Genomic DNA, 25,074 nt, shown 5'->3' with positions numbered 1-25,074 from the left:
GAGGACACACCATGCACGAAGCCATCGCACACCACCCCGGCTACTGGAAAGACGCCAACGACGCGCTGATCCCGGTGTCGAAGATCAAGCCGATCGACAAGGACCGCCATGCCGTCGTCAGCGAACTCTGCGAGCAGGCGCGGCGGCAGAGCGCGGCGTTGATCGGGTTCAAGCTTTCGGCCATGAACGCGGTGCACGAGTTCATCGAACGCAGCCTGGCGGCTTACGACGTGAAGAAGGGCGGCAAGAAGGGCAACGTCACGCTGCTGAGCTTCGACGGCAAGCACAAGGTCGAGCGCCGCATGCAGGACACCGTGGTTTTCGACGAGCGCCTGCAGGCCGCCAAGGCGCTGATCGACGAATGCATCCAGGGCTGGAGCAAGGGCAGCAACGCCAACATCAAGGTGCTGGTGAACGATGCCTTCCAGGTCGACCAGCAGGGCAAGATCAGCACCGCCCGCGTGCTCGGCCTGCGCCGACACGACATCGCCGACGGGAAATGGCAGCAGGCCATGAAGGCGATCGGCGACAGCATGAAGGTCGCGAGCACCAAGCCGTACATCCGCTTCTACGAGCGCGACGACACCACGGGCGAATACACGCCCATCAACCTGGACGTGGCCGCCGTATGAACACGCATGAACTCATCGGCATGACGCCGTTTTCACCATCGCCACCACCATCACCACCGCGCGGCAGCGGCGGTCTGCGGCAGGCCGCCACCGCGCTGGCCAGCGAGCTGCTGCCGCCGCGGCTGCGGGAGTTCGTGCGGCTGATCGGGCTGCCCGCCACGCTGCGGCTGATCGAGCGCTACGGCGGCCTTCGGATCTACATTCCGGCCGACCCTTCGCCGGACCATCCGCTGGCCAGCCTGATCGGCTTCGACAAGCTGCGCGCGCTGAGCGCCGAATACGCGATCGACGGCACCGGCCTGCGCTTCGTGCTGCCGAAGGCGCAGCGCGCCTTCGACGCTATCCGCAACGATCGCATTCGCACGGACTTCAGTACCGGCAAATCGGTGCGCGCCCTGGCGGCGGAGCACCACCTGGTCGAGCGGCAGGTCGCCCGCATCGTCGCCGACATCGCGTACTGAGGCGCCGGGCTTCTGCTTACTTAGCCTGCAGCAGCGCGCCGGCTTCGAGCAGCACCAGCTCGTTGTCGTCCGCCTTGTTCGGCTCGCGGCTGCTCGAGAAGGGCAGGTTGTTGTCGTTGCCGACCACGATGTGCGTGGCATCGACCACGTCGACGTTCTCGATCGTGAAGAACGGGAACTTCAGCACGCCGTCGTTCAGCGGCTTGCGCGCGAGCTTGTTCGGGTCGGCGATGTTCAGCAAGTCGATGTAGCCGATCTTGCGCACCGGGCCGCCCACGTTGGCGTCGTTCAGCTCGACCTTGTAGACGCGCTTGAACTTCGCGAGGTCGTGGAAGCAGTCGGTGCGCTTCTGGCCTTCGGGGCAGGCCTTGTCGCTGGTGCCTTCGCCGTTGTCGCGCTCGATGATCAGGCCGGTGGTGCCGTCGATCATGTTGAAGTCACCGATGGCGTTGCCGTTGGCTTCGAGCACGTACTTCCAGTGGCGGCCGGTCCACTTCTCGGTGGCCACGTCGAACTCGAGCACGCGCAGCGCTTCCTTGCCTTCGACCTTCTCGTAGTCCTTGGCCTCGGCGTTCCACACCGGGCCTTCGAGCAGCGCGTAGAGCTTGCTGCCGTCCTTCGAGGCTGCCATGCCTTCGAAGCCCTTGGAGCGCTTGACCTGGAACTCGACAGCGCCGCCCGGCGCGCCAGGCGTGGTCACGGCGGGATGGTCGGGCGAGCGCACGGCCTTGCCGTCGACCAGCGTGTCGTACACCGCAAGCACCTTGCCCTTGAGGTCGGCCTTGATCAGGAAGGGACCGAACTCTTCGCCGATCCACAGCGCGCCGCCGGCGAACTGGAAGCTCTCGGGGTCGAAGTCGGAGCCCGTCAGGTCGCGCTGCTTGGTGCCTTCCTGGACGATGCGGAAGGGCACCTTCTTGTCGGGGTCGTGCAGGAAGATGGTGTTGAGGCGATTGAACTTGCCGCTCTTGAAGTCCACCTTGTAGTGGTTCAGGTAGAGCATGAAGTCGGGCGAGTTGGCCTTGGTGCCGGCGCCGTTGTCGGTGAGGATCCAGAAGGTGCCGTCGTCCATCTTCTTGATGCCCGAGTGGCCTTGCAGCGGCTGGCCCTTGAAGGGCAGCGACACGCCGGTGGGACGCCCGGCCGACAGGCCCTCGACGCTGCCCACGGCCTCGACGCGCTTGGCCGTCGTGAACTTGCCGCTGACCTGCAGGTCGGCCGGCGCGTCCTTGGGCGTGGCGACAAAACTTTGCGCGGGCAGCACGGCGTGGCCGGCGAGCGTGGAAGGAAAAGCGGTCTGGGCCGCCGCGCTGCCGCATGCGAGTGCGGTGGCGAGGGCGATGAAGGAGAGGGAAGCAAGGCGCGTCATGGACGAGAGAGTCTTCGAGTAGAAAACGCGTGACCATGCCGGGAGGGAATGACGTCGCCGTGACATCCCTTCAGAGCGAAATGCCGATGTGCGTCAGCCCCAGAGCTGCGGTTTGTTCACTGACGGCGCACACGCGGGGACACCAGCGTTCATCATGCGGATGCCGCGTTCGTTCCCGCGACGTGGCCGCGCGTGAACGCCTCTTCGAAGATGGAGTAGCCCGACCAGTCCGCGTGCGCGAACGACAGCCGCCCCGCGGCGACGCTGCCGCGCTGCCGCTGCGATCCGATCTGCGCCAGCAGGCCCGGAGCGGGTATCGACATGGCATGCCCGTAGCGCGTGATCTCGATGCGCGTGGCGAGCGCGGGCAGGTCGGGATGCGGCACCGACAGCTCCGCGAGCAGGTCGTCGCGCCACCCGGTCCATGGGCGATCGAGCAGCAGGCGGCGGCCGTCGGCGGTGTCGTAGCCGCTCGGGCCCAGCGGGCGATACCAGCTGAGCACGGTGCCGCGCGGCGTCGGGTCGAGCGTCTGGTGGCGCGCGTCGACATAGCCGAGGCCGCGCGTGCCGTAGATCACGTTGTCCCAGCTCGGTGCGGCGCCGTGCCGGTCAGCCAGCGGACCGCGCAGGTGCACGTTGGCCACCAGCCAGGGGGCGTAGCGCACATGCGCGGCGGCGTTCGTCAGCACCGGCGGCGGGCTCTCGACCACGCGCGCGGCAATGAACACCGGCAGCGCGACGATGCAGCGCTCGGCCTGCCAGCGCACGAGCGACTTCGTCTTCGCGTCCCATGCATCGACCTCGACGCCGCCGCGCAACTCGGCAATGCGCGTGACGACCTGGCCGGTGTGCAGCCGCTCGCCGAGCGGTTGGGCCAGTTGCCGGGTGAGCCAGCCGTTGCCTTCGGGCCAGGTGAGGATGCCGTCGCGTTCGGGGCTCGAATCGTTGACGCTGCCCGTCGGGTCGCCGGGCGCGTGGAAGCCGTGGCGGCTCGCGAAGTAGTGGATGCCGGCCCAGGCGGAAACATGCTCGATACCCGCGCCGTAGTCGTCGCGGCAGCAGTAGTCGAGGTACCAGCGCAGCTGCGCGTCGCTGAAGCCTTCGCTGTCGAGCCAGCGCGCGAAGCTGAGGGCGTCGAGCGCCAGCAGCTCGGGCGTGACGGCGACCTTGAGCGTAGGAATGGCGAAATGCGCCGCATGCTGCAGCGCGTCGATACGCTGCGCGAACTTGCGGTACTGCGCCAGCGTGCTTTCGCTCACGCCGTGCACGGGCAGCAGGCCGTCCTGCCACTCGCCGTGCAGGAAAAGCCGCTCCTGTGGGGCGTGGCAGAGATTGAGCTCGTCGTACTCCCAGCGGCCCGCCACGCGTCGGCGCAGACCGAGTTCCTCGAGCAGGTCCTGCACCTCGCGCGCATCGTCGCCCGGCACCGGCAGGTAGTGCGCGCCGAGCGGGCAAGCAATGCCGTTGACCATGCCGCCGCGCGCATTGCCGCCGGCGGTGTCCTCGAGTTCGAGCAACGCGAAGTCTTCCACGCCCGCGAGGCGCAGCGCGCGCGCCGCCGCGAGCCCGGCCACGCCGCCGCCGGCGATCAACACGCGCGTGCGCCTCACGACCGCGGGCGCGGGCGCGGCGCTCTTGAGCGTGCCGTCGCGCATCGCGTGGCCGCGCGCAACGTCGATGCCGGTGAAGCCGCCTTCGATGGGCGGTGGCGGCGCTTCGCAGCCGGCAAGCGCCAGAGCACCCGCCGCACCTGCCGCCACGCCGAGGAATTCGCGCCGCTGCATGCTGACGCGGCTAGTGCGCCATGACCTTGCCCCACTCCTGTTCGTAGGTGGTGACGAGGATCTGGTTCGACAGCCGGTTCACTTCGGTCGGTACGCGCGCCATGTCGAGCGGGAAATCGAACATCAGCGGCAGCGTTGATGGGGACAGGAAGCGCAGGCCCGGCGGCAAGGCATCGGGCATGCGGTAAGGCCGGCGGCTCGCGATGATGTAGCCCCACTCGCCGAAGCTCGGCACGTGCGCGTGGTACGGCGTGGCGCGCAGGCCGACCGATTCGATGGTCGTCGCCACGGTCCAGAAGCTCTTGCGCGCCACCAGCGGTGACGTGGTCTGGATCACCGCATAGCCGCTGGCCGACAGGCGCTTTTCGAGCAGCGCGTAGAAGCTGTTGGTGTAGAGCTTGCCGATGGCGAAGTTGGTGGGGTCTGGAAAGTCGACCACGATCACGTCGTAAAGGTCGTCGACCCCCACGCTCCCCGCTTCGCGTGGTTCGCTGCCCCCCGAGGGGGCGCTCGCGCCTTGGGACGGCCCGGCGGCGCTCGAACCGCCCGGCTGCTGCAGCCACTGGAAGGCGTCGGTATTGACGATCTTCACCTTGGGCGACGACAGCGAATGGCCGTTCAGGGCCGCGAGCGTTTCGTGGTCGGTGAAGAGCTTCGTCATGTTCGGGTCGAGCTCCACCAGCGTGACCGACTCGACCGAGGGGTACTTGAGGATCTCGCGCACCGCCATGCCGTCGCCGCCGCCGAGCACGGCGACCTTCTTCGGCGCGCCCTGCGCGGCCATCACCGGATGCACCAGCGCCTCGTGGTAGCGGTACTCGTCGCGCTCGGCGAACTGCAGGTTGCCGTTCAGGAACAGGCGGTGCCCGAGCAGCCCGCGCGTGACGACGATGCGCTGGTAAGGCGAGGTCGCGCTGAACACGATTCGGTCCTGGTAGAACTTGTCTTCGGCCAGCGTGGTGATGTGGTCGGCCCACACGAAGCCCGCCAGCAGCGCGGCCAGCGACAGAACGCAGGCGAGCGCGTGCGCGCCGATGCGGCGCAGCTCATGGCGAAACAGCCACAGCGCCCACACCGCCACCGCCGCGTTCATGAAGCCGAACAGCAGGCCGGTGCGGATCATGCCGAGCTGCGGCACGAGGATGAGCGGGAACGCCACCGACACCGCGAGCGCGCCGAGGTAGTCGAAGGTCAGCACCTGCGACACCAGGTTCTTGAGCACGATGTTGCGCTTCAGGATGCGCATCACCAGCGGGATCTCGAGGCCCACCAGCGTGCCCACGACCATCACCAGGCCGTAGAGCAGCAGCCGGAACGCGCCCGGCACGTAGGCGTTGGCCAGGAACAGAATCGCCGGCAGCGCGCCGCCGATCAGCGCGACCATCAGCTCGATGCGAAGGAAGTGCGCCGGCAACTGGCGGTCGAAATAGCGCGAGAGCCAGGAGCCCACGCCCATCGCGAACAGGTAGGTGCCGATGATGGTGCTGAACTGCAGCACCGAGTCGCCGAGCAGGTAGGAGCTCAGCGCGGCCGCGCTCAGTTCGTAGACCAGCCCGCAGGCGGCGACTACGAACACGCTGGCGAGCAGCGCGACTTCGACGGGTTGCGGCCCCCGCGCATCCGGGGTGCGCGCGGGCGAGGCCGCGTCGCTCAATGGATTGCAGCAGCCACGATGATGCTGATGCCCAGGCTCATTGCGGCAACGACGAGGCCCAGCGCCACGTTCTGCTTCTCGACGATCTCGCCCCACAGGTCGTAGGGCGTGATCTTGTCGATGATCAGGAAGCAGACCCAGAAGATCACGACGCCGATCAGCGCGTAAACGAGCGATCCGAGGACCACGTCCGGTTTCAGCCAGTCAAATCCCATGGGGAACTCCAGTCGTAGTAGTGAGATACATCGGTTGCGTCATGCGCATCTTCCTCGTCATTTGTGGCCGCCGCCACTCGAATAGCCGCCGTAGGAACCGCCCGAGCTGCGGTAGCCGCTGGACGAACCGCCGCTGCTGCTGCATGTGCTCAGGAGGACCAGCAGGATGATGATCACGACGATGACGATGATGATCGTGCCGCAGCCCAGCTTGGAGGCAGCGGCGCTGACAGGCAGCGCGTCGGCGCGCTTGAACATGTCCTTCTTGGCGTCGAGCTTGAAGGCGGTGGCCACCACGCCGCTGTCGAGCTTGATGCCAGACGACCAGGTGAGCTCGTTGGCCGAGCGCTCCATCGACAGCAGCGCGGGGCCGCTGGCGTAGTCGCGGTTGAAGGTCTTCTGCCCGCGCTCGACCTGCCAGTAGAACTCGCCCGCCACGTAGCTGGTTTCGGCGTTGTAGGCGTATTGCTGCTGGTAGCGCTTGTTGAGGTAGGTGGCGGAGTTGCCGTTCTCGGCCATCACCGGCGCGCCGGTGGTCGGCTTGACCATGCTCCAGCCGTCTTCGGCGTCGACCAGGAAGCTGAAGCCGCGCTTGTTGTTGTAGAGCAGGTATTCGTCCCAGCCGAACTGCTCGTCGTCGCCAGGCTCGGTGCCCATGCGGTGCTGGAAGCCGACCACCTGCCACTGCGCGCCCTGCAGCTGGCCCATGCTGCCGAGCGCGATGAGCGGCCGCACCGGCTCGTCCTGCGTCGCATGCTTGAGCTCACCGCCAATGCCCTGCGACAGGTCGATGATGCTGTTGCAAGAGCGGCAGGTGATGCTCTTGCTGTCCGCCAGGTTCACGGTGACGGGCGAGCCGCAATTGGGGCAGTTGAAGCTGCGGCCCTTTTCGTCCTTGGTGGATTCGGCGCGCAGGCCGGTGAGCTGCAGGTCGTCGAGCTGCACCGAGCGGCCGAGGTAGGCGCTGGGCGTGGCGGTGCCGTAGTCGATGCTGAGCACCAGCCCCTTGTCGTTGCGCAGCTCGACCATCGCGAACGGCCGGCCGAGTTCGGGCAGGTGCGGCAGTTCGCCCTGCGCCGAGGTCAGCGCCACCTGCTCGTTCGATGTGACGGTGTAGCTCTGGCCCGCGAAGGCGCTGGTAGCGCCCACGCGCAGGTCGCCCGGCGGCGGCGCGGTTCGCTGCAGATCGAAGGGCAGCGTGAAGACGTAGGCGCCGTTGTCCTCGCTCAGGATCGCGGTGCGGTCGCCGTCGAGCGCAGCGATCCATTCGGTCCAGCGCCCGCCCGGGTAGGTGTACTGCAGCCGGCCGATCAGCGTGAAGGGCTTGTCCTGGATGCGGCCGGCGGCAAACAGCTGCAGCGGGCTGAAATCGTCGAACAGCTCGGCCATCTTGCCGGTGCGCGCGAGCGTGTCGCCCTGGCGCACGACGGTGCTCTGGCAGTAGGGGCAGACGGCGTGCGTCGATTGCGCCGAGCGGAATTCGACCGGCGCGCCGCAGCCGGGGCAGGGCGCGCGGTAGTAGCGTTGGTTGCCGGTTTCCTCAGCCATGAAGCGATGCTGAAGACACGGCGAACGAGGCGGGAGATACCGCGGAACCGGCTACGCCGGGCCGCAGGTATCGCCCCCTGCAAGGGGGAAGGAGTAGCGACACGAAGTGCGCGAAGCCTGGGGTTAGACCAGCTTCTTGAGCAGCTCGGCCTTCTTGGCGTCGAACTCTTCCTGCGTGAGGATGCCCTTGGTCTTGAGTTCGCCGAGCTTCTCCAGTGTGGTCATCACGTCGGTGGGGCTCACCACCGCCACGGCCGGTTGCTGCTGCGTCGCCGCGGCCTGGGCGGCCGCATTGGGGCTCAGGCCCTGCGCGAGGTTCTGCGCCAGCACCTGGCCCAGCGCCACGCCGGCGCCCAGGCCCATCGCGTCGCCCGCGATGCCGCCACCGCCAGCCGCGCCTTCGGCGAACTTGGGAATGGCCTGCGCCGTCTGGTACTGCATGAACTTGCCCATGTCGTTGCCGACCATGCCCATGCCGATCTTCTGGTCGAGGATCTTCTGCAGCTCTTCGGGCAGCGAGACGTTCTGGACTGTGATGTTCTCGAGCTTGATGCCGATCTTCTCGAACTCGGGCACCAGTTGCGCCGCCAGCGCCTGCGCGAACTGGATCTGGTTGGCCGCCAGGTCGAGGAAGGGCACGCCGCTGGACGCGATGGCGTTGCTGATGTTCTGCAGCACCAGGCCGCGCAGCTGGCCGTCGAGGTCGGCCACGGAATAGATGTCGCGCGTGCCGGAGATTTCGGTGTGGAACAGCTTGGCGTCGCCGATGCGGAAGCTGTAGTTGCCGAAGGCCCGCAGGCGCACGGCGCCGAAGTCCTTGTCGCGGATGGTGATCGGCTGGGGCGTGCCCCACTTCTGGTCGACCTGCTGGCGGGTGCTGAAGAAGTAGACGTCGCTCTTGAAGGGGGATTCGAAGAGCTTGTCCCAGTTCTTCAGGTACGTGAGCACGGGCAGCGTCTGCGTCGTGAGCTTGTACATGCCGGGGCCGAACACGTCGGCCACCTTGCCTTCGTTGACGAAAACCGCGACCTGGGATTCGCGCACGGTGAGCGAGCCGCCGTTCTGGATTTCCATGTCCGCCATCGGGAAACGCCAGGCCAGCGTGCCATCGCCGGTCTCCGTCCACTGGATGATGTCAATGAACTGTTTCTTGATGAAATCCATCAGGGCCATGGTCGCTCCTCTTCAGGTGTTTTCAGGTTTTTGTCCGAACTGTGCATATTGCCACACCGACTTGACGGCGCGCCCGTGCTTTTGGTCATGGGTCCGGCCGGCCATGCGTCGTAGGACGGCCATGAAGCGAGGTCTACAATCGGCGCCCCCAGAAGAAGCGCCACCAGGAGCTACAGGCACATGTCCGATTCGACCCCCTCGACCTCATCGACTCCCACGCCCGAAGACAAACGCGCCGAGTTGCGCCGTGCCGCCCTCGAGTACCACGAGTTTCCCGTCCCCGGCAAGGTCGCCATCGCGGCGACCAAGCAGATGGTCAACCAGCGCGACCTGTCGCTGGCCTACTCGCCCGGCGTGGCCGCCCCCTGCGAGGAAATCGTCAAGGACCCGGCCAACGCCTTCAAGTACACCTCCCGTGGCAACCTCGTGGCCGTCATCAGCAACGGCACGGCCGTGCTGGGCCTGGGCGACATCGGCCCGCTGGCGTCCAAGCCGGTGATGGAAGGCAAGGGCGTTCTCTTCAAGAAGTTCGCCGGCGTGGACGTGTTCGACATCGAGATCGACGAGAAGGACCCCGCCAAGCTGGTGGACATCATCGCGTCGCTGGAGCCGACCTTCGGCGCCATCAACCTGGAAGACATCAAGGCACCGGACTGCTTCTACGTGGAGCGCGAACTGCGCAAGCGCATGAAGATCCCGGTGTTCCACGACGACCAGCACGGCACGGCCATCACCGTGGCGGCCGCCATGGTCAACGGCCTGAAGGTGGCGGGCAAGAAGATCGAAGACGTCAAGCTGGTCACCTCGGGCGCGGGCGCCGCGGCGCTGGCCTGCCTGAACCTGCTGCTCAAGGTCGGCCTGAAGCGCGAAAACGTCTTCGTGACCGACCTGGCCGGCGTGGTCTACGAAGGCCGCACCGAACTGATGGACGACGACAAGCGCCAGTTCATGCAGAAGACCGACGCGCGCAAGCTCGCCGAGGTGATCGAGGGGGCCGACGTGTTCCTGGGCCTGTCGGCCGGCGGCGTGCTCAAGCCGGCGATGGTCGCCAGCATGGCGGCGCGCCCGGTGATCTTCGCGCTGGCGAACCCGAACCCGGAAATCGCTCCCGAAGACGCCCACGCGGTGCGCGACGACGTCATCATGGCCACCGGCCGCACCGACTACCCGAACCAGGTCAACAACGTCCTGTGCTTCCCGTACATCTTCCGCGGCGCGCTCGACTGCGGCGCAACGACGATCACCGACGAGATGGAGATTGCCGCGGTGCATGCCATCGCCGACCTGGCGCAGGCCGAGCAGAGCGAGCGCGTGGCCGCCGCCTACGTCGGCGAGAAGCTGAGCTTCGGCCCCGAGTACCTGATTCCCAAGCCCTTCGACCCGCGCCTGATGATGAAGATCGCGCCGGCCGTGGCCAAGGCGGCCGAGGACAGTGGCGTGGCGCAGCGCCCCATCAAGGACATGGACGCCTACCGCGACAAGCTGCAGAGCTTCGTCTACGCCTCGGGCACCACGATGAAGCCCATCTTCGAGGCCGCCCGGCGGGCAAGCAAGAAGCGCGTGGCCTATTCGGAAGGCGAGGAAGAACGCGTGCTGCGCGCCGCGCAGATCGTGGTGGACGAGGGCGTTGCGCGCCCGACGCTGATCGGCCGGCCGGCCATCATCGCCCAGCGCATCGAGAAATTCGGCCTTCGCCTGAAGGAAGAGCTGGACTACGACGTGGTCAACGTCGAGCAGGACCACCGCTACCGCGAGTTCTGGCAGACCTACCACCGCATGACCGAACGCAAGGGCGTGACGGTGCAGGTCGCCAAGATCGAGATGCGCCGGCGCCTGACGCTGATCGGCTCGATGCTGCTGCACAAGGGCGAGGTCGACGGCCTGATCTGCGGCACCTGGGGCACGACCGCCAACCACCTGCACTACATCGACCAGGTGATCGGCAAGCGCCCCGGCGGCTGCGAAAGCACCCCTCAGGACGTGCCGGTGTACGCCTGCATGAACGGCCTGCTGCTGCCCGACCGCCAGGTGTTCCTGGTCGACACGCACGTCAACTACGACCCCTCGCCCGAGGAACTGGCCGAGATCACGACGATGGCGGCCGAGGAAATGATGCGCTTCGGCCTGAAGCCGAAGGCGGCGCTGCTGTCGCACTCCAATTTCGGCACCAGCAACGAGCCCAGCGCCATCAAGATGCGCAAGACGCTCGAACTGCTGCGCGTGCAGGCCCCCTGGCTCGAGGTGGACGGCGAAATGCACGGCGACGTGGCGCTGGACAGCAAGCAGCGCGCGGCCGTCATGCCGCACAGCGCGCTGGCGGGCGATGCCAACCTGTTGGTTTTTCCGAACATCGACGCGGCGAATATTTCGTACAACCTGCTCAAGACGGCGGCGGGCGGCAACATCGCGATCGGGCCGGTTCTGCTCGGCGCGGCCAAACCCGTGCACATTCTCACGGCCAGCGCGACTGTTCGCCGCATCGTGAACATGACAGCCTTGACAGTGGCTGACGCAAACGCCGAGAGATAGGCTATTTGGCGAGAGTGGCCGCCAACTTAAAACGCCATTCGATGCCCCTGCGACTGCTCAAACTTTGGGCAGTCGCTTGCTATTTTCGCCAGCGTGGTGCACACTCGCGGGCTTGAATTTGCGGGTTAACCCCGAGGTTGATCGCCAATTCGACCCCCCCGCTCTTTTCTTGTGGTGCCCCATGGCGGCTTACGCCTCGATCACGTCCTCTGTCACAAAGTTTGCGCTCACCAGCCTGTTGCTGGCGTCGTTGACGACGGGGGCCGAGGCCCGCGGATGGTTCGGCGCAGGAAAAACTTCCGCCGAGGAAACGATTGCGCTGTCCGAACTGCCGGTGCAAGGCCAGCGAACATATCAGGCCATCCTCAGCGGCGGCCCGTTCCGCTATGAAAAGGACGGCGTTGTATTTGGCAACCGCGAACGTCTCCTGCCAGCGGCACGCCGTGGCCACTATCGCGAGTACACGGTGCAGACGCCCGGCGCGCGCAATCGTGGTGCACGACGGATCGTCTGTGGCGGCGAGCAGCGCACGGCGCCCGAAGCCTGCTGGTACACGGCGGACCACTATGCGAGTTTCAGACGGATTGCACCATGAGCGATGAAAACGACCTGAGCGGCGCACCGAAGCGCCCCGAAGAAATGATGATGACTATGGAAAGACCAGCGGAGATGACCTTATCCCTTCGTGCCGTACGCCCGAACATCGTGCAATCGATCCGCGCGTTCCGCGTGAACGACCTGCAGGACGCTGCCAACGCAGCCGGCCAGCACTTCTTGTATGCGAACCTGGGCAATGCCCAGACCAAGCAGGACGTGCTCGACCTGATCGCACAGCAGTTCACGTTCCCGGCCCACTTCGGGAAGAACTTCGACGCGCTGTACGACTGCATGACCGACCCGTTGCATAAATCGGGCCCGCAGCCAGGTTTCGTCATCGTGCTGGAACAGATTCCTGCCAACGCCAAGTTCGACAAGGAAGCGCGCGAGCAACTGCTCGACATCTTCCGGGACGCCTCGGACTACTGGGGCGACCGTAAGGTCCCGTTCCGCTGCTTCTATTCTTTTCTGTAGCCCGTTCTGCATCTACCAGCCAAGCAGAACGGGCGAACGAGGCTCAGCCGAACGCTGAAACCCTCGATGGCATCGACGTCAACAACACCACCGCAACCGCAGCGGCCGCCGCCAGCACCGAGCCGGCCGGCGAAAAAATGCCGACCGACAAACTGGTCGACGTTTCGCCCCTGGCATTGCGCATGAGCAGCCCCTTCAATGCGGGTTACTGGCTCGCCGCCGCTTAACCAAGCAAGCGACAGCGCACGGGCTCTAGCCAAGCCCCAAAGAAAAAGCCCGTCGACGACGGGCTTTTTTCATGGGGCGACAACGGCCTGGGTCAGGGCGACGTATTCGTCGACGGGCACTTCCTCTGCCCGCCTCTGGACATCGAATTCGCCCGCGAAGCCGTGTTCCTGTAGCCATTTGCCAAGCGTGTGACGCAACAGCTTGCGGCGCTGGCTGAAGGCCACCTGCACGATCTCGCCCAGCCGCGCGGCATCGACCACCGGCGGCACCGCCAGCGGCACCATCCGCACCACTGCGCTGTCCACGCGCGGCGGCGGATCGAAGCTCTCGGGCGGCACGAACAGCACGTTCTCCATCCTGTAGCGCCACTGCAGCATCACGCTCAAGCGGCTGTAGTCCGAGGTAGCGGGCTTCGCCACCATGCGGTCGATCACTTCCTTCTGCAGCATGAAGTGCTGGTCGGCCACCAAGTGGGCATAGCCCAGCAGGTGGAAGAGGATGGGCGTGGAAATGTTGTAGGGCAGGTTGCCGACCACGCGCAGGGGCTTGGCCGGGAAGCGCTCGGCCAGTGCCGCGAAATCGACCTTCAGCACGTCGGACTCGATCACCTCGAGCTGGGCGTGCTCGCGCAGGCGCTTGGCGAGGTCACGGTCAAGCTCGATCACCGTCAGGCGGCCCAGCCGCTCGACCAGCGGCTGCGTCAGCGCCGCAAGCCCCGGCCCGATCTCGACCATGGCATCGCCGGGCTGCGGCGCGATCTCGCGCACGATCGCATCGATGATTCCCCCGTCGGACAGGAAATGCTGCCCGAATCGCTTCCTGGCGATGTGTGCCATCAGATCAGGACTGCGGCGGCTCGCGGTATTCGACGTACGCGCGGGCGCGCACTTCCTGCACCCAGGTCGAGAAGGCTTCCTCGACGCGCTTTTCGCGCAGCGCCGCACGCGCGGCTTCGCGCTGCTCCGACTGGGTCAGCTTGGCGTCGCGACGGCCTTCCACCTGGATCAGGTGCACGCCGAAGCGCGACACCACGGGATCGCTGATCTCGCCCGGGGCGAGGCGATCCATGGCTTCCTCGAACTCGGGCACGAACTGGCCCGGGCGCGACCAGCCGAGCTCGCCGCCGTCCTTGGCGCTGCCATCCTGCGAGTTGTCGCGGGCCAACCCAGCAAAGTCGGCCGTGCCGGCCTGCAGCCGGCGCTTGAATTCGGCCAGCTGCGCGACCGCCTGCGCCGTGGTGCGCTTCGGATCGTTGAGCAGCAGGATATGGCGCACCTGCGTCTGGGTCACGGTCGCATCGCCCGAGCCGATCTGGGCCTTGGCAAGCACCTTGAGCACATGGAAGCCGGCGCTCGAGCGGATCGGGCCGGCAATGCCGTTCACCGCCGTCGACTGCGTAGCATCGACGAACAGCGACGGGTAGCGGTCGGCGCTGCGCATGCCGATAGCGCCGCCATTGGCGCGATCGGGTGCATCGGAGTTCTCGCGCACCAGCTTGGCGAAGTCTTCGCCGGCACGTGCACGCTGGGCGATGTCCTGCGCCTTCTTTTGGGCCGCGGCCACCTGGGCGTCGGTGGCGGTCTCGGGCACGGCGACGAGCACCTGCGCGAGATTCAGGTTCTGCAGCGCCGCGTTCTTGACGGCGACGTTGCGCTGGTCGATCAGGTATTCGTCGGCCTCGGCATCGCTGATCTTGACCTTCGACTCGACCTCGCGGTCACGCAGGCGCGTAAGCAGCAGCTGGTCGCGCAGGTCGCGGCGGAACTCTGCCTGCGTGAGGCCTTCGGCGATCACGCGGCGGCGCAGCTCGGTCAGGCTGATTTCGTTCTGGCGCGCCACCGTCTGCTCGGCCTGGTCGATCGCCACCTCGTCGACCTTGATGCCGTTTTCCTTTGCCAGCTGCAGCTGGGCGCGCTCGGAGATCAGGCGGTCGAGCACGAGCCGCGTGAGTTCGTTGCGCGGCACGCGTTCGGCGTCGGGGTTCTCCTTGATGAGACGGTCGACCCGCGTCAGCACCTCGGTGTTGGTGATCGGCTCGGAGTTGACCAGCGCGACGATGAATTCGGCCGCGCGCTGCACTGGCGCGGTGGTGGGCGCCGCAGGACGAGCCACTGGCGGGCCCAAGCGCGGGCCGGCGCGCATGATGTCCGTGATGCCGGAGTGAAAGCCCTGCGCGCCTGCCGATGCGGCCATTGCTGCGAGGCAGCCCAGAGTGATGATGGAACGGATGTGTTTCATGGCGTGCTCAGTCAGTCGTCTCAGTCGTAATTGGTGAAGCGGCTGGGCGCTTCGCCAGGTTGGCGCAGGGGTTCGTAGCGCTGGATGTTCTGCCGCAGGGCCTGCATCGGGCTCGAGCCGATGCTGGAGAAGCCGACGAATTCGAGCTGGAACATGATGCGGGTGTTCGCCGTCACCAGGCCGGTGGTGGTGCGCTGGAGCACCACGCGCCCGATCCAGCAGCAGCCGTCGTACTCGAAGCCGAGCACGCCGTCGGTGACCTTCTTGCCGTCCAGGTCGTAGTTGATGCGGCCGACCGCATACCAGCGTCCGCCGCCCTGGCCCTTGCCCGGGCCCAGGTTCTTGCCCTTGTCGCCCCACAGGTCGTTGACCGGCCACTGCCAGCCCACGTCGAACGACTTGCTGCCGTCCGTGGCGGTGGGCGTGCTGGGCGCCTGGTAGCGGAAGGCTGCACTGAGGTTGTGATATGGCTCGGGGTTGTACCGGGCGCTGATGGCGGAGCGCTCGGACTTGCGCGTATCGGGGTTGTACTGGACGAGCGTGTCCACGCTCCACTTCGGCGTCCAGTTGATCTGGCCGCCGATCAGCAGGTCGCTCGAGCGGTCGGTCACGGGCGTGCCGCCGGGCAGCACCACGTTCTGGTTGCTGAAGCGCAGGCGCTGCGCGATGCCGACGCGCGCCGCTTCGACGCCGGTGGCCGGATCGATCAGGCGCGAGGTCACGCCGAGCGTGAGCGCATTGGTGTCCGAGACCCGGTCGCCGCCCGAGAACGCGTTCTCGGTGTAGATGGTCGCGAAGCTGAAGTCGTTGGCCGCCGAATCGTAGTTCGGCAGCATGTTCTGGTTGCGGTACGGCGTGTAGACGTAATAGGCGCGCGGCTCCAGCGTCTGGCGGAAGGCGCGGCCGAAATAACTGGTGTCGCGCTCGAAGGTCAGGCCGCTGTCGATGCTGAAGGTCGGCACCGTCCGGGTGCTGGAGGTCGGGTAGAAATAAAGCGAATTCGGGTTGTAGGGAATGCCGCCCACGTACTGCGTGCCATTGACGGTGAGCTTGGGAATGTCCGCCTGCGGCAGGTAATAGTTGTACGTGGCCGCATTCAGCATCAGCTTGGGGATGACGTAGGAGCTCGGCGTGATGAACGGCCGGCTGATCGAGGCCACGGCCATGGCGCGGTCGCCGTCGGGCTGCGATTGCTGGTTGGGGTCGTAGCCCGGCTGGCCGTTCAAGATCGTGTTGACCCTGAAATGCGTGTAGTCGAGGTTGAGCGAAACGTCGAAGCCGTGCCAGTCGTACTTGTTGTAGTTGGCGGTGATCTGCGGCATCCGGTCGTAGGCCGGCGTGATCGGCGACAGGTTGTACTGCAGGTTCTGGTACTGCAGCGCGCGGATGCCGCCGCTCCAGTCGCCCTTGGCCCAGTTGAGCGAGGCGTCGTTCGGCAACTGGCGCTGCGCGAGCGACGGCGTGCGCGTGAAGTCGCGCCAGTAGTCGTTGTCGCTCACGCGGTTGATGCTGATGTTGGCGGCCAGCGAATCCAGCCCGAGCGCCTTGGCGTCGAAATCCTGGTGGTGGGTAGCCCACAAACCCCATCGACGGGTGCTACCCGGACCGTTGCCGAGCGTGAGGTCCTGGGGCTGGATCTGCCCGCTCATCAGCTGCTGCAGCTGGGTGTTGCGCAACTCGTTGTAGCGCTGGCCCACCAGCCGGTCGCTGCCCATGAAGTCGAGGCGGACAGTGCCCTTGTAATCCTTCTCGAGGTAGCGGAATTCGTTGCTGAAATCGACGCCGCGCTTGCTCATGATCGTCGGAGTGATCGTCGCGTCGCGGTTCGGTGCGATGTTCCAGTAGTACGGCTGCGAGATCTCGATGCCGTTGGTGTTGTCGATGCCGATGGTCGGGGGCAGCAGGCCGCTCTTGCGCTCGCTGGACAGCGGAAAGCTCACGCTGGGAATGGGCGGCGTGGTGATGCCCATGAAGCTCAGGCGCGCATTTTTGGCCACGCCCTCGTTTTCCTCGGTGTCGGTGGTCAGCGTGGTCGCGGTCAGCAGCCAGGCCGGCATCCAGCCGGGGAAGTCTTCCCGGCGGCAGGTGGTGTAGGTGGCCTGGCGGGCCACCGACACGTTGGCGTCGACGAAGTCGATGCGCTGCGCCTCGCCGTGCGCCTCGTTCGCGAGGAACTGGTAGCGCACGTTGTTGAAGAAGCCCTCGAAGGTCTCGAGCTTGAGCTGCAGCTCCGGCCCTTCGTACACGTTGCCGCCCTGGTTGACCCGCACGTTGCCGGTGGCCTTGGCGAGGTCGTCGGGCTGGTAGTACTCCAGGCGGTCGGCGGTGATGCCGAGGGCGCCGCGCCGCAGCGTGGCGTTGCCCTCGACCACGGTTTCCAGATCGGGGCGGCCGGAAATGCGGTCGCCGGTGACCAGGCTGGGCAGTTGGCCGCGTTCGGTGGGCGGGATGGTTTCCGTCAGCAGCGGCGTGCGCTTCAGCGTGAGGGGCCCGTCGAGGCTGGGCGCCTGCTGGGCGGACGCGCCCTGCGCCTGCAGCAGCGCAAGGGACAACACGGCCAGCGGCAGCGGCGGGCTGATGCGCCGCGGACGCGGCAGGGTATTGCGTCGGCGCATCACGCCTCCCGCCCGGCCGTTCCGAGGAAAGCCCGCGACTCTCCGGGGGAGGGCAGCGAGCGCACAAGGTGCCAAGCGTGAGGGCGTTGGGTCGTAGGCATCGGTTCGGAACGAAGAATCGTCGGGGAGACGGCGCGGCAGGCCGGCGGGTTGCAGGGGCCGGCAGCAACCCGCATCGGCCGGAAGCCGGCCAAGCGGGATTGCCGCGCCAGGCGGATTTGTAGAATCGATTATCCATGACAGCACCCTTGCCCCCGGCCCCATTGGCCCCAAGTCCCGCCGAGCCCATTTCCTGGACCGATCCGAAACGGGCCGAAGTGTTCCGGGGCTGGCTGGAAGGCATCGCCCCCGCCCACCGCCTGCTGCCGGACACCGTCCGGCTCGCCTCGGTGGACGCGAGCTTCCGCCGCTACTTCCGCCTCGACACCACCGACCCGGCCGCCCCCACGCGCATCGTGATGGACGCCCCGCCGGACAAGGAAAACAGCGATCCCTTCGTGCAGGTGGCCAAGCTGATGGCCGAGGCCGGCGTGCTGGCCCCGGCAGTGCTCGAATGGGACCGCCCCCACGGCTTCCTGCTGCTCGATGACCTGGGCCGCCAGACCATGCTGGATGTGCTCGACCCCGCCCGCCCCGACGCCAGCCGCCCGCTCTACGACGAGGCGATCGACGCCCTGATCCGCTGGCAGCTGGCCTCCAAACCCGGCGTGCTGCCGCCCTATGACCGGGCGCTGCTGGAGCGCGAACTCGCCCTGTTCCCCGAGTGGTACATCGGCCGCCACCGCGGCATTGCCGTCGAGGGCAAGCTCAAGGAGCGCCTGGACCGCAGCTTCAAGCTGATCGTCGACAGCAATCTCGCGTCGCCCAGCGTCTACGTGCACCGCGACTTCATGCCGCGCAACCTAATGATCGGCAGCGGCCCAAAGCTGGGCGTGCTCGACTTCCAGGACGCGGTCTACGGCCCCATCACCTACGACATCGCCAGCCTGATGCGCGACGCCTTCCTCAGCTGGGACGAGGAATTCGTGCTCGACATCACCATTCGTTACTGGGTCGCCGCGCGCAAGGCCGGCCTGCCGGTCGACGAAGACTTCGGCGCCTTCTACCGGGCCGTCGAGTGGATGGGGCTGCAGCGCCACCTGAAGGTGGCCGGCATCTTCGCGCGCATCACGCTGCGCGACGGCAAGCCCCGTTATCTGGCGGACACGCCGCGCTTCATCGCGTACATCCGCGCCACCGCCGGCCGCTACATGGAACTGACGCCGCTGGTGCGCGTGATCGACGAAATCGAGGGCACCTCGGCCATCACCGGCTTCGCCTACGGCCGTGTCTGAAGGAAGACTGAAAAAGCATCACCCTGTGACGCCCGTACAACGGTCGCTCGCAGCTATTGATTTCATAGCATGCCCCGTTTTCACTGTTCCGTGCCGCTGACCGCCGGCGCCAGCCTGGCGCTGCCGGCGGGCGCCGCGCGCCATGTGCAGGTGCTGCGGATGCAGCCCGGCGACGCGCTCACGCTGTTCGACGGCGCGGGCGGCGAATATGCCGCCACCGTCGAGCGCATGGGCCGCAGCGACGTCGCAGTGACGGTCGGCGCCCACCAGCCGGTGGAGCGGGAAGCCTCGCGCGCAGTGCACCTCGCGGTCGGCATGCCGGCCAACGAGCGCATGGACTGGCTGGTCGAGAAAGCCACCGAGCTGGGTGTGTCGAGCATCCAGCCGCTGGCCACCGCCCACGGCGTGCTGCGCCTGTCGGGCGAGCGCGCCGAAAAGAAGCGTGCGCACTGGGAAGCGATCGCCGTCGCGGCCTGCGAGCAGTGCGGCCGCAACCGCGTGCCGGTGATCCATCCGGTGCAGACCTTTTCAGGCTGGATAGCCGCGCAGCAACAGCAAGGTGCCGACACCGCCGAACGCCTCGTGCTGAGCCTCGCCGACGGCACCCGCGGAATCGCTACGGTGCAGCCCGACGACGGTCGGGGTGTCCTGGTGCTCAGCGGGCCCGAAGGCGGCCTGAGCGGCACCGAAGAGCAGGAAGCCATCGCCCGGGGCTTCGCCCCCATCACCCTCGGTTCGCGCGTGCTGCGTGCCGAGACGGCGGCACTCGCCGCACTGGTATCGCTCGCCGAACTTCAGGCCGTTTGAAGCGGTGTTTTCCGCGAGGCGGACGCGGAGCGCTTGGGAAACAATCGTTACTTCATTAAGACAAAAGAAGGACTTTTGCTTCCATGCCCAGCCTGTCTCGCGCGCTGCGACCCGCCTTTCTCGTGATTGCCGCCCTTTGCGCGGCGCAGGGTGTCCAGGCCGGCGTTGGTGCATGGATACCGCTGGGACCGGGGTTACCCCAACCCCGCAGGGGCTTAGACGGCAGCTGCTGAAGTGCGGACGGAGTTCGGGCGTCCAGCGCTCAGCATGCGGTTGAGCACCGCCACCGCAGCATTTGCCTCGGCCTGCTGGCCACGTGGATCACGGGCACGCAACTTTGGCCCGATGATGGCCTTGAAGCGACCCATCGTGGTTTCCACCAGCGCACGTTTGCCGTAGCCATAGGCCTCTTGCCACTCCAGCCGTCCCAAGCTTTGAATCATCAACAGGTGGTTGTCGCGTGTGGTCGGCGCTGCCTCGAATTGCGCGCTGGGCTGGGCGGTAACGCGCGGTGGAATAATGACGTCGATTTGCGTATCGCGTTGGGCAATCCGCTCGTAGGTTGGCTCGCCGTCATAGGCGCCGTCGGCGGTAACAGAGGCGACTTCGTGCTCGATCTGATCAAGCAGTGGACCAACCTGAGATGGGTCATCGACATCCTGGCCAGTCAAGACCGACGCCTCGATGTGCCCCGTGCTGGCGTCCACTGCCAAGTGCAGCTTTCTCCAGCTACGCCGCGACTTTTGTCCGTGCTTTTTCTGCAGCCATTCGCCTGCGCCAAACAGCTTCAGCCCGGTGCTGTCGATCAACAAATGCAGCGGCCCGGCGGGCAGCGCGCACTGGCGTGGCAAAGCCTTGAGGGTCATGCTTCGGCGACTCAAGGTAGTGTGGTCGGGGGCCTTCAGATCAATCTCGAGAAGCTGGAAAATCGACCTCATCAAACCCTCGGTTTGTCGCAGGGCTTGGCCAAATACCAGGCGCAGCATCAGGCTGGTTTGGATGGCCTGATTCGAATAGATGGACTGCCCGCCTGGTGTGCTGCGCGCTTGGGCTGGCCAGAGTTGCATCGCCTGCGGGGTAACCCAGAACGTCAGGCTGCCACGGTTGCGAAGTCCCGATTCATATTCGGGCCAGTTACGCACGAAGTGCCGCATCTTCGGAATATGATGGCGGTGATCGGCGTTGAATTTGTTGGGCATGTGGCGGGAGGCGGTCTTTTTATCAGGGCCGCGAGCCTAACAGAACGCCTGCGCAGTATCCATGCACCAACGCCCTCAATGTCCAAATTTGCCCTGTTCGTCCGTCTCGAAGCCAAGCCCGGCCAGGAGGCCGCTGTTGCCACGTTCCTGGCTGGCGCGTTGCCGCTCGCCAACGCCGAGTCGGGCACCACCACCTGGTTCGCCCTGCAATTCGGCCCGTCGACGTTTGGTGTGTTCGATACCTTCGCTGACGAGGAAGGCCGGGAAGCCCATCTGCATGGCCAGATCGCCGCGGCGCTGATGGCCAATGCAGCCGCGTTGCTTAGCACCCCGCCGAACATCGAGAAGATCGATCTGCTCGCGGCGAAGTTACCTGGCTGACAACGCGCTCGCGACGCAGTCCGCAATCAGATACTTGACCTGCGCGCGAGCCGAGGACATCGGTCGTCGGCCCGGCGTAATTATGCTGCGGGCCTCAACCTCACCCATCATCCAATTGGAACCCAGTTGGATCAATAAGCCGCGGGTGAGTAAGGGCAAGCCCAGCGCTGTGGTCGCATCAGCCATTTCCGCCACGGCAGCGGCTGCGGCCGCATAGTTACCGTGAAGGTTGCCGGTTATTGATGCGGGCCGACACGTTGTGGCCATCCCTCCGAAATGACCATGTTCCCGCTCTCGTGGCGGCATCCTCGACAATGGCCGCGCGGGCAGCCAAGTCGTCAGGCATTCGAGGCAGTCCATTCGACTTCGATAAGTCGGCAAGGCCACGACCACTGGGTTCGTCTGGCCGATCAGGCGCGTGGTGGCCGCTGGGTCCGCGAACTCGCCCAGGCGGAGTGCGACCACTCCATCCTTGATGGTGTCTTGCCACTGACCGCATCAGCACGCTGACGTCCAGCGACGGATTGCGCGCAAGAAAGCCCCGCATCACCGGACTGTCACGCGCATGCAGAAACTTCCAGGCATTGCAATACGAAGTGACCTACGAAGTTTCCGCAATACACGACCCGAACATGCACCAGACCAAGAAGGTGTCCCCTTGATTTCAGTGCAAAAAGTGACGGTTCCGATCGCCAGTAGCGGCGCGGCTCTGGTTTTATAAGTTGTTGATTTCAAAAGGATTGCTGTTCACTGCGGCGGGGCGTATCTTTGGCTGCTTTCCGATCCAAGAGGAGCAGCGGCGATGCAAGGCTGGCAGACATCGTACTTGGGCCTGCGCGACCTCCCGCGTGAACTTACCGAGTTCGAGCTCCAGGCCTTCTTCAGCTTCAGTCGCGGCGAGCTTGAGCTGATCGCACGGCGGCGGGGCGACAACCACAAGTTGGGGCTGGCGCTGCACATCGGCTTTGTGCGCATGAGCGGCCGGCCACTGAACAGCGTGCGCGCGGTGCCAGCGTTGTTGCTGCGTCACCTGGGCCAGATGTTGGACCTCGAGGCGCCAGACCTTGCGTCGCTGCGTGCACTGTACGCCCGCGGCCGCACCCTGTTCGATCACCAGCAGCAGGCCTGCGAGGTACTGGGCTTCGCCTGGATGACTGAGCACCAGCGCCGCGCGTTGGTACGGATCCTGCGCGATGAGGTGGCGCACAGCGCCGACCGCGAACGGCTGCTCCTGCATGCCCGGCATTGGCTCTACGAACACCGGCTGCTCATCGTGCACGACCGCGTCATCCGCGGCCTGGTGGCGGCGGCACTGACCGAGCTCGAGGCCGTCACGGCCCAGTCCATCCGAGCCGCGGCATTGGCCGTCACCTTGAAGCGTTGGTCGTTGGCATTGGACTGCACCCGAGCGGACGGTCAGCACTGCCAGAGCTGGCTGTGGAGCGCACCGGCCAAGCACTCCACACGCCAGATCGCCGAGGTGCTCGAGCGCATCGCGTTCCTGACGGAGTTGGGCATCGATCAACACTTGGGTGATCTCAACGACGTGTTGGTGCGCCGCTATGCGCGGCGCATGGCCAGCAGGCCGCCCTCGGTCAGCGCCCGGATCAAGGAGCCGGCGCGCACGCTCGAGATGGCCTGCTTCCTGCGTTACTGCCTGCTGACAGCCACCGACCAGCTCATCCTCATGTTCCAGCGCCGCGTTGCCGACTTGTGGCGGCACTGCGCCGACGGCGTGAGCGCCACTGTCGACTGGGCCCAGCAGTACCAGCAGTTGCTTCGGGAGCTGGCCGATCTTGTGGCGCAGGAGACCGTACCGGATGTCGAACTGCGCGCGCGCCTGAGAGATCTGGTCGCGGCCAAGCGTGCCAGGCGCGCACCCAGTCGGGCGTCGGTCATCCGCCAGCACCTGATCGACGCCAATGCACCGGTGCGCTCGCTGCTGGTGGCCGTGAGCGGGCTGTCCTGGCAGGCCACAGGCGAGCATCCGGTCCTGGACGCGCTGGACAAGCTGCGCGCCCAGTACGCGGCCGGCACCAAGAGCCTGCCGGCCGAGGTCACGGCGCCGCGCCTGGGCCCGGCATGGCGAGAAGCCATTGCCGACCTTGACCGCGACCGTGCCTTGCGGGCGCTGGAAGTCGCCACCTTGTTCGCCCTGCGCCGAGCGCTGCGCAACGGCTCGGTCTGGATTGAGCATTCCCTGAGCTTCCGCGGCCGCGAGCGGCTGTTCCTGCCCGACGAGCGCTGGAAAGCTGAGGCCCGGCGGCACTACGCCCGGCTGCAACTGCCGGCCAAGGCGAGCGACTTCCTCGCGCCGCTGCTTGCACGCGTTCGCGCCGGCGTCGACGCGGTGGCTGCCGCCACGCGCGCAGGATTGCTGCGCGTGGATGATGAACTGCACCTGGCGCCGCTGGCCGCCGACGAAGAAGATCCGCAAGTCACCAAGTTGCGCACGCGACTCGACCAGCGCATCGGCGAGGTGCAGTTGCCCGAGGTCATCCTGGCCGTGGATGCGCAGGTGCGCTTCAGCTGGATCATGCTCGGGCGCGAGCCAAGATCAGGCCAGGAACTGCTGATGGTCTACGCCGCATCCTGGCGCACGGCACGAGCCTGACGGCTGCAGAATGCGCGCGCATGATCCCGCAACTGTCGGCCACCAGCATCCGCCAAGCCATGCGCTGGGCGGGCGATGAGCGACGCCTGGCGCTGGCCTGCCAGGCGGTGCTGGAGTTCATGCAGCGCCATGCCATCGCGACGACCTGGGGCCGCGCAGATCTGGCCTCGTCGGACATGATGAGCCTGGAGACCAGCCGCCGCGTATGGCAGGCACGCCAGGATCCACGGCGTCAGACAGCTTCCATCGGCGTGTACAGCCACGTGCGCGATCGCTGGGGAATCTTCCACGCCCAGCCGATCGTGCTCAACGAGCGGCAGGCCGGTGCGGCGATCGAAGGGGTCGTGCGGCAGGAACGCATCGAGACGTCCCAGCTCGCCGTCGACACGCACGGCTACACCGACTTCGCGATGGCGCTGTCGCGTCTGCTGGGCTTCGATCTGTGCCCGCGGCTGCGCGAACTGCGGCAACGCCACCTGTTCGTGCCTCGAGGAATGAAGATCCCCGAAGAGATTGCCGCCGTGTGCGAGGCTAGCGTTGACACGGCACTGATCGAAACCCATTGGGACAACCTGGTGCATCTGGCTGCGTCGGTGATGTCGGGCCATGCCAGCGCGGTGGCGGCGCTGGCCAGGTTCGGGTCGGCGGCCAGGGGAGACCCGATCTACGACGCCGGTGTGCAGCTGGGCAAGCTGCTCAGGACGGCCTTCCTGGCGGACTACTTCGTCAACGCCGGCTTCCGCAGGGAACTGCGCCGGGTTCTCAACCGGGGCGAGGCGGTGAACGCGCTCAAGCGCGCCATCTACACCGGCCGTGTTGGGCCGGCCCAGGCCCGCCGATCCGACGAGATGCAGGCGGTGGCCGACGCCTTGAGCCTGCTGGCCAACATCGTGATGGCGTGGAACACGGCGCAGATGCAGTCGGTGCTGGATCGTTGGGCCAACAGGCGCCAGATCGTGCCGCCGGAGCTGACTGGGCGCATCGCGCCGACCCGCCTTGAGGGCATCAACCTGCGCGGCGTCTTCCGCTTCCCACTGGAGCGCTACGCGGGGCAGATCCTGCCGTCGCAAACTGCGGCGAAAACAAGCACCAGCGGCTGAAATCAACCCAACATTGGTGCGGGCTGCAGCCTGATTGGAGGACCAACAGAAACCCATTGTCTGACAAGCACTTGCGCGTGACGAACCGCCAGAACCCGCGCCAACGCTCGTCGGTCGAACCG

The 25,074-nt window shown here is 66.3% G+C and carries 19 protein-coding genes and 1 pseudogene; 9 read left to right on the top strand and 11 right to left on the bottom strand.

Annotation, left to right across the window (positions count from 1 at the left end):
* The first annotated feature begins 11 nt into the window (after nt 1-11).
* Complete coding sequence (locus L3V85_RS02655) at nt 12-632, top strand: DUF3164 family protein (protein ID WP_237677876.1); 621 nt, start codon at nt 12-14, stop codon at nt 630-632.
* Nucleotides 629-1,093 (top strand): Mor transcription activator family protein, encoded by a 465-nt coding sequence (locus L3V85_RS02650; protein WP_237677875.1) that lies wholly within the window; start codon nt 629-631, stop codon nt 1,091-1,093. The genes L3V85_RS02655 and L3V85_RS02650 overlap by 4 nt, the downstream gene beginning before the upstream one ends.
* A gap of 16 nt (nt 1,094-1,109) precedes the next feature.
* On the opposite strand, the gene L3V85_RS02645 is transcribed toward L3V85_RS02650, so the two are convergent.
* The 6 genes from L3V85_RS02645 to L3V85_RS02620 all read right to left on the bottom strand — a co-directional run bounded on the left by L3V85_RS02645 (nt 1,110) and on the right by L3V85_RS02620 (nt 8,836).
* Nucleotides 1,110-2,462 carry an esterase-like activity of phytase family protein gene (locus L3V85_RS02645; RefSeq protein WP_237677874.1) on the bottom strand — a complete coding sequence of 451 codons (1,353 nt, stop codon included), beginning with the start codon at nt 2,460-2,462 and terminating at the stop codon, nt 1,110-1,112.
* A gap of 152 nt (nt 2,463-2,614) precedes the next feature.
* Nucleotides 2,615-4,246, bottom strand: a complete 1,632-nt coding sequence (locus L3V85_RS02640) for an FAD-dependent oxidoreductase (protein WP_237677873.1) — start codon at nt 4,244-4,246, stop codon at nt 2,615-2,617.
* A 10-nt stretch (nt 4,247-4,256) separates the two neighbouring features.
* The gene (locus tag L3V85_RS02635) at nt 4,257-5,900 is read right to left on the bottom strand and encodes a polyamine aminopropyltransferase (RefSeq protein ID WP_237677872.1); all 1,644 of its coding nucleotides are present in this window, start codon (nt 5,898-5,900) and stop codon (nt 4,257-4,259) included.
* Nucleotides 5,897-6,115 (bottom strand): DUF350 domain-containing protein, encoded by a 219-nt coding sequence (locus tag L3V85_RS02630; RefSeq protein WP_237677871.1) that lies wholly within the window; start codon nt 6,113-6,115, stop codon nt 5,897-5,899. Before L3V85_RS02630 ends, L3V85_RS02635 begins: the two co-directional genes overlap by 4 nt.
* A 57-nt stretch (nt 6,116-6,172) precedes the next feature.
* Nucleotides 6,173-7,663, bottom strand: a complete 1,491-nt coding sequence (locus L3V85_RS02625) for a DUF4178 domain-containing protein (RefSeq protein WP_237677870.1) — start codon at nt 7,661-7,663, stop codon at nt 6,173-6,175.
* Between the two features lie 123 nt (nt 7,664-7,786).
* Nucleotides 7,787-8,836: an SPFH domain-containing protein gene (locus L3V85_RS02620; protein WP_237677869.1), complete on the bottom strand. Its 1,050-nt coding sequence runs from the start codon at nt 8,834-8,836 to the stop codon at nt 7,787-7,789.
* Between the two features lie 180 nt (nt 8,837-9,016).
* Between L3V85_RS02620 and L3V85_RS02615 the strand changes: the two genes are divergently transcribed.
* The 3 genes from L3V85_RS02615 to L3V85_RS02605 all read left to right on the top strand — a co-directional run bounded on the left by L3V85_RS02615 (nt 9,017) and on the right by L3V85_RS02605 (nt 12,436).
* The gene (locus L3V85_RS02615; protein ID WP_237677868.1) at nt 9,017-11,365 is read left to right on the top strand and encodes an NADP-dependent malic enzyme; all 2,349 of its coding nucleotides are present in this window, start codon (nt 9,017-9,019) and stop codon (nt 11,363-11,365) included.
* A gap of 181 nt (nt 11,366-11,546) precedes the next feature.
* Nucleotides 11,547-11,960 carry a ribonuclease domain-containing protein gene (locus L3V85_RS02610; RefSeq protein WP_237677867.1) on the top strand — a complete coding sequence of 138 codons (414 nt, stop codon included), beginning with the start codon at nt 11,547-11,549 and terminating at the stop codon, nt 11,958-11,960.
* 50 nt (nt 11,961-12,010) lie between these two features.
* Entirely contained in the window at nt 12,011-12,436 is a 426-nt protein-coding gene (locus tag L3V85_RS02605) for a barstar family protein (RefSeq protein WP_086011111.1), read from the top strand.
* Between the two features lie 43 nt (nt 12,437-12,479).
* On the opposite strand, the gene L3V85_RS02600 is transcribed toward L3V85_RS02605, so the two are convergent.
* The 4 genes from L3V85_RS02600 to L3V85_RS02585 all read right to left on the bottom strand — a co-directional run bounded on the left by L3V85_RS02600 (nt 12,480) and on the right by L3V85_RS02585 (nt 17,517).
* Complete coding sequence (locus L3V85_RS02600) at nt 12,480-12,635, bottom strand: hypothetical protein (RefSeq protein ID WP_237677866.1); 156 nt, start codon at nt 12,633-12,635, stop codon at nt 12,480-12,482.
* Nucleotides 12,636-12,732: 97 nt separating this feature from the next.
* Nucleotides 12,733-13,500, bottom strand: coding sequence for a 16S rRNA (adenine(1518)-N(6)/adenine(1519)-N(6))-dimethyltransferase RsmA (gene rsmA / locus L3V85_RS02595; protein ID WP_237677865.1), 768 nt, complete (start codon nt 13,498-13,500; stop codon nt 12,733-12,735).
* Nucleotides 13,501-13,504: 4 nt separating this feature from the next.
* Nucleotides 13,505-14,902 carry a peptidylprolyl isomerase gene (locus L3V85_RS02590; RefSeq protein ID WP_237677864.1) on the bottom strand — a complete coding sequence of 466 codons (1,398 nt, stop codon included), beginning with the start codon at nt 14,900-14,902 and terminating at the stop codon, nt 13,505-13,507.
* A gap of 20 nt (nt 14,903-14,922) precedes the next feature.
* A complete protein-coding gene (locus tag L3V85_RS02585) occupies nt 14,923-17,517 on the bottom strand; it encodes an LPS-assembly protein LptD (protein ID WP_237677863.1) in 2,595 nt (864 codons plus the stop codon).
* 236 nt (nt 17,518-17,753) lie between these two features.
* On the opposite strand from L3V85_RS02585, the gene L3V85_RS02580 reads away from it, so the two are divergent.
* On the top strand, nt 17,754-18,851 hold the full coding sequence (locus L3V85_RS02580) for an aminoglycoside phosphotransferase family protein (RefSeq protein WP_237677862.1): 1,098 nt from the start codon (nt 17,754-17,756) through the stop codon (nt 18,849-18,851).
* A gap of 69 nt (nt 18,852-18,920) precedes the next feature.
* Complete coding sequence (locus L3V85_RS02575) at nt 18,921-19,658, top strand: 16S rRNA (uracil(1498)-N(3))-methyltransferase (protein WP_237677861.1); 738 nt, start codon at nt 18,921-18,923, stop codon at nt 19,656-19,658.
* A 215-nt stretch (nt 19,659-19,873) separates the two neighbouring features.
* Here the strand turns inward: L3V85_RS02575 and L3V85_RS02570 are convergent, their stop codons facing one another.
* Complete coding sequence (locus tag L3V85_RS02570) at nt 19,874-20,857, bottom strand: IS5 family transposase (protein ID WP_237676703.1); 984 nt, start codon at nt 20,855-20,857, stop codon at nt 19,874-19,876.
* 78 nt (nt 20,858-20,935) lie between these two features.
* Between L3V85_RS02570 and L3V85_RS02565 the strand changes: the two genes are divergently transcribed.
* Both L3V85_RS02565 and L3V85_RS02560 read left to right on the top strand, forming a co-directional pair.
* Nucleotides 20,936-21,238 (top strand): putative quinol monooxygenase, encoded by a 303-nt coding sequence (locus L3V85_RS02565; protein ID WP_237677860.1) that lies wholly within the window; start codon nt 20,936-20,938, stop codon nt 21,236-21,238.
* 802 nt (nt 21,239-22,040) lie between these two features.
* A pseudogene (locus L3V85_RS02560) lies at nt 22,041-24,952 on the top strand (Tn3 family transposase).
* Nucleotides 24,953-25,074 lie beyond the last annotated feature (122 nt).

Source organism: Variovorax paradoxus (assembly GCF_022009635.1).
Classification (GTDB): Bacteria; Pseudomonadota; Gammaproteobacteria; order Burkholderiales; family Burkholderiaceae_C; genus Variovorax.
Note: the sequence above shows the minus strand (reverse complement) of the source record. Positions and strands in the feature narration are given on the sequence as shown.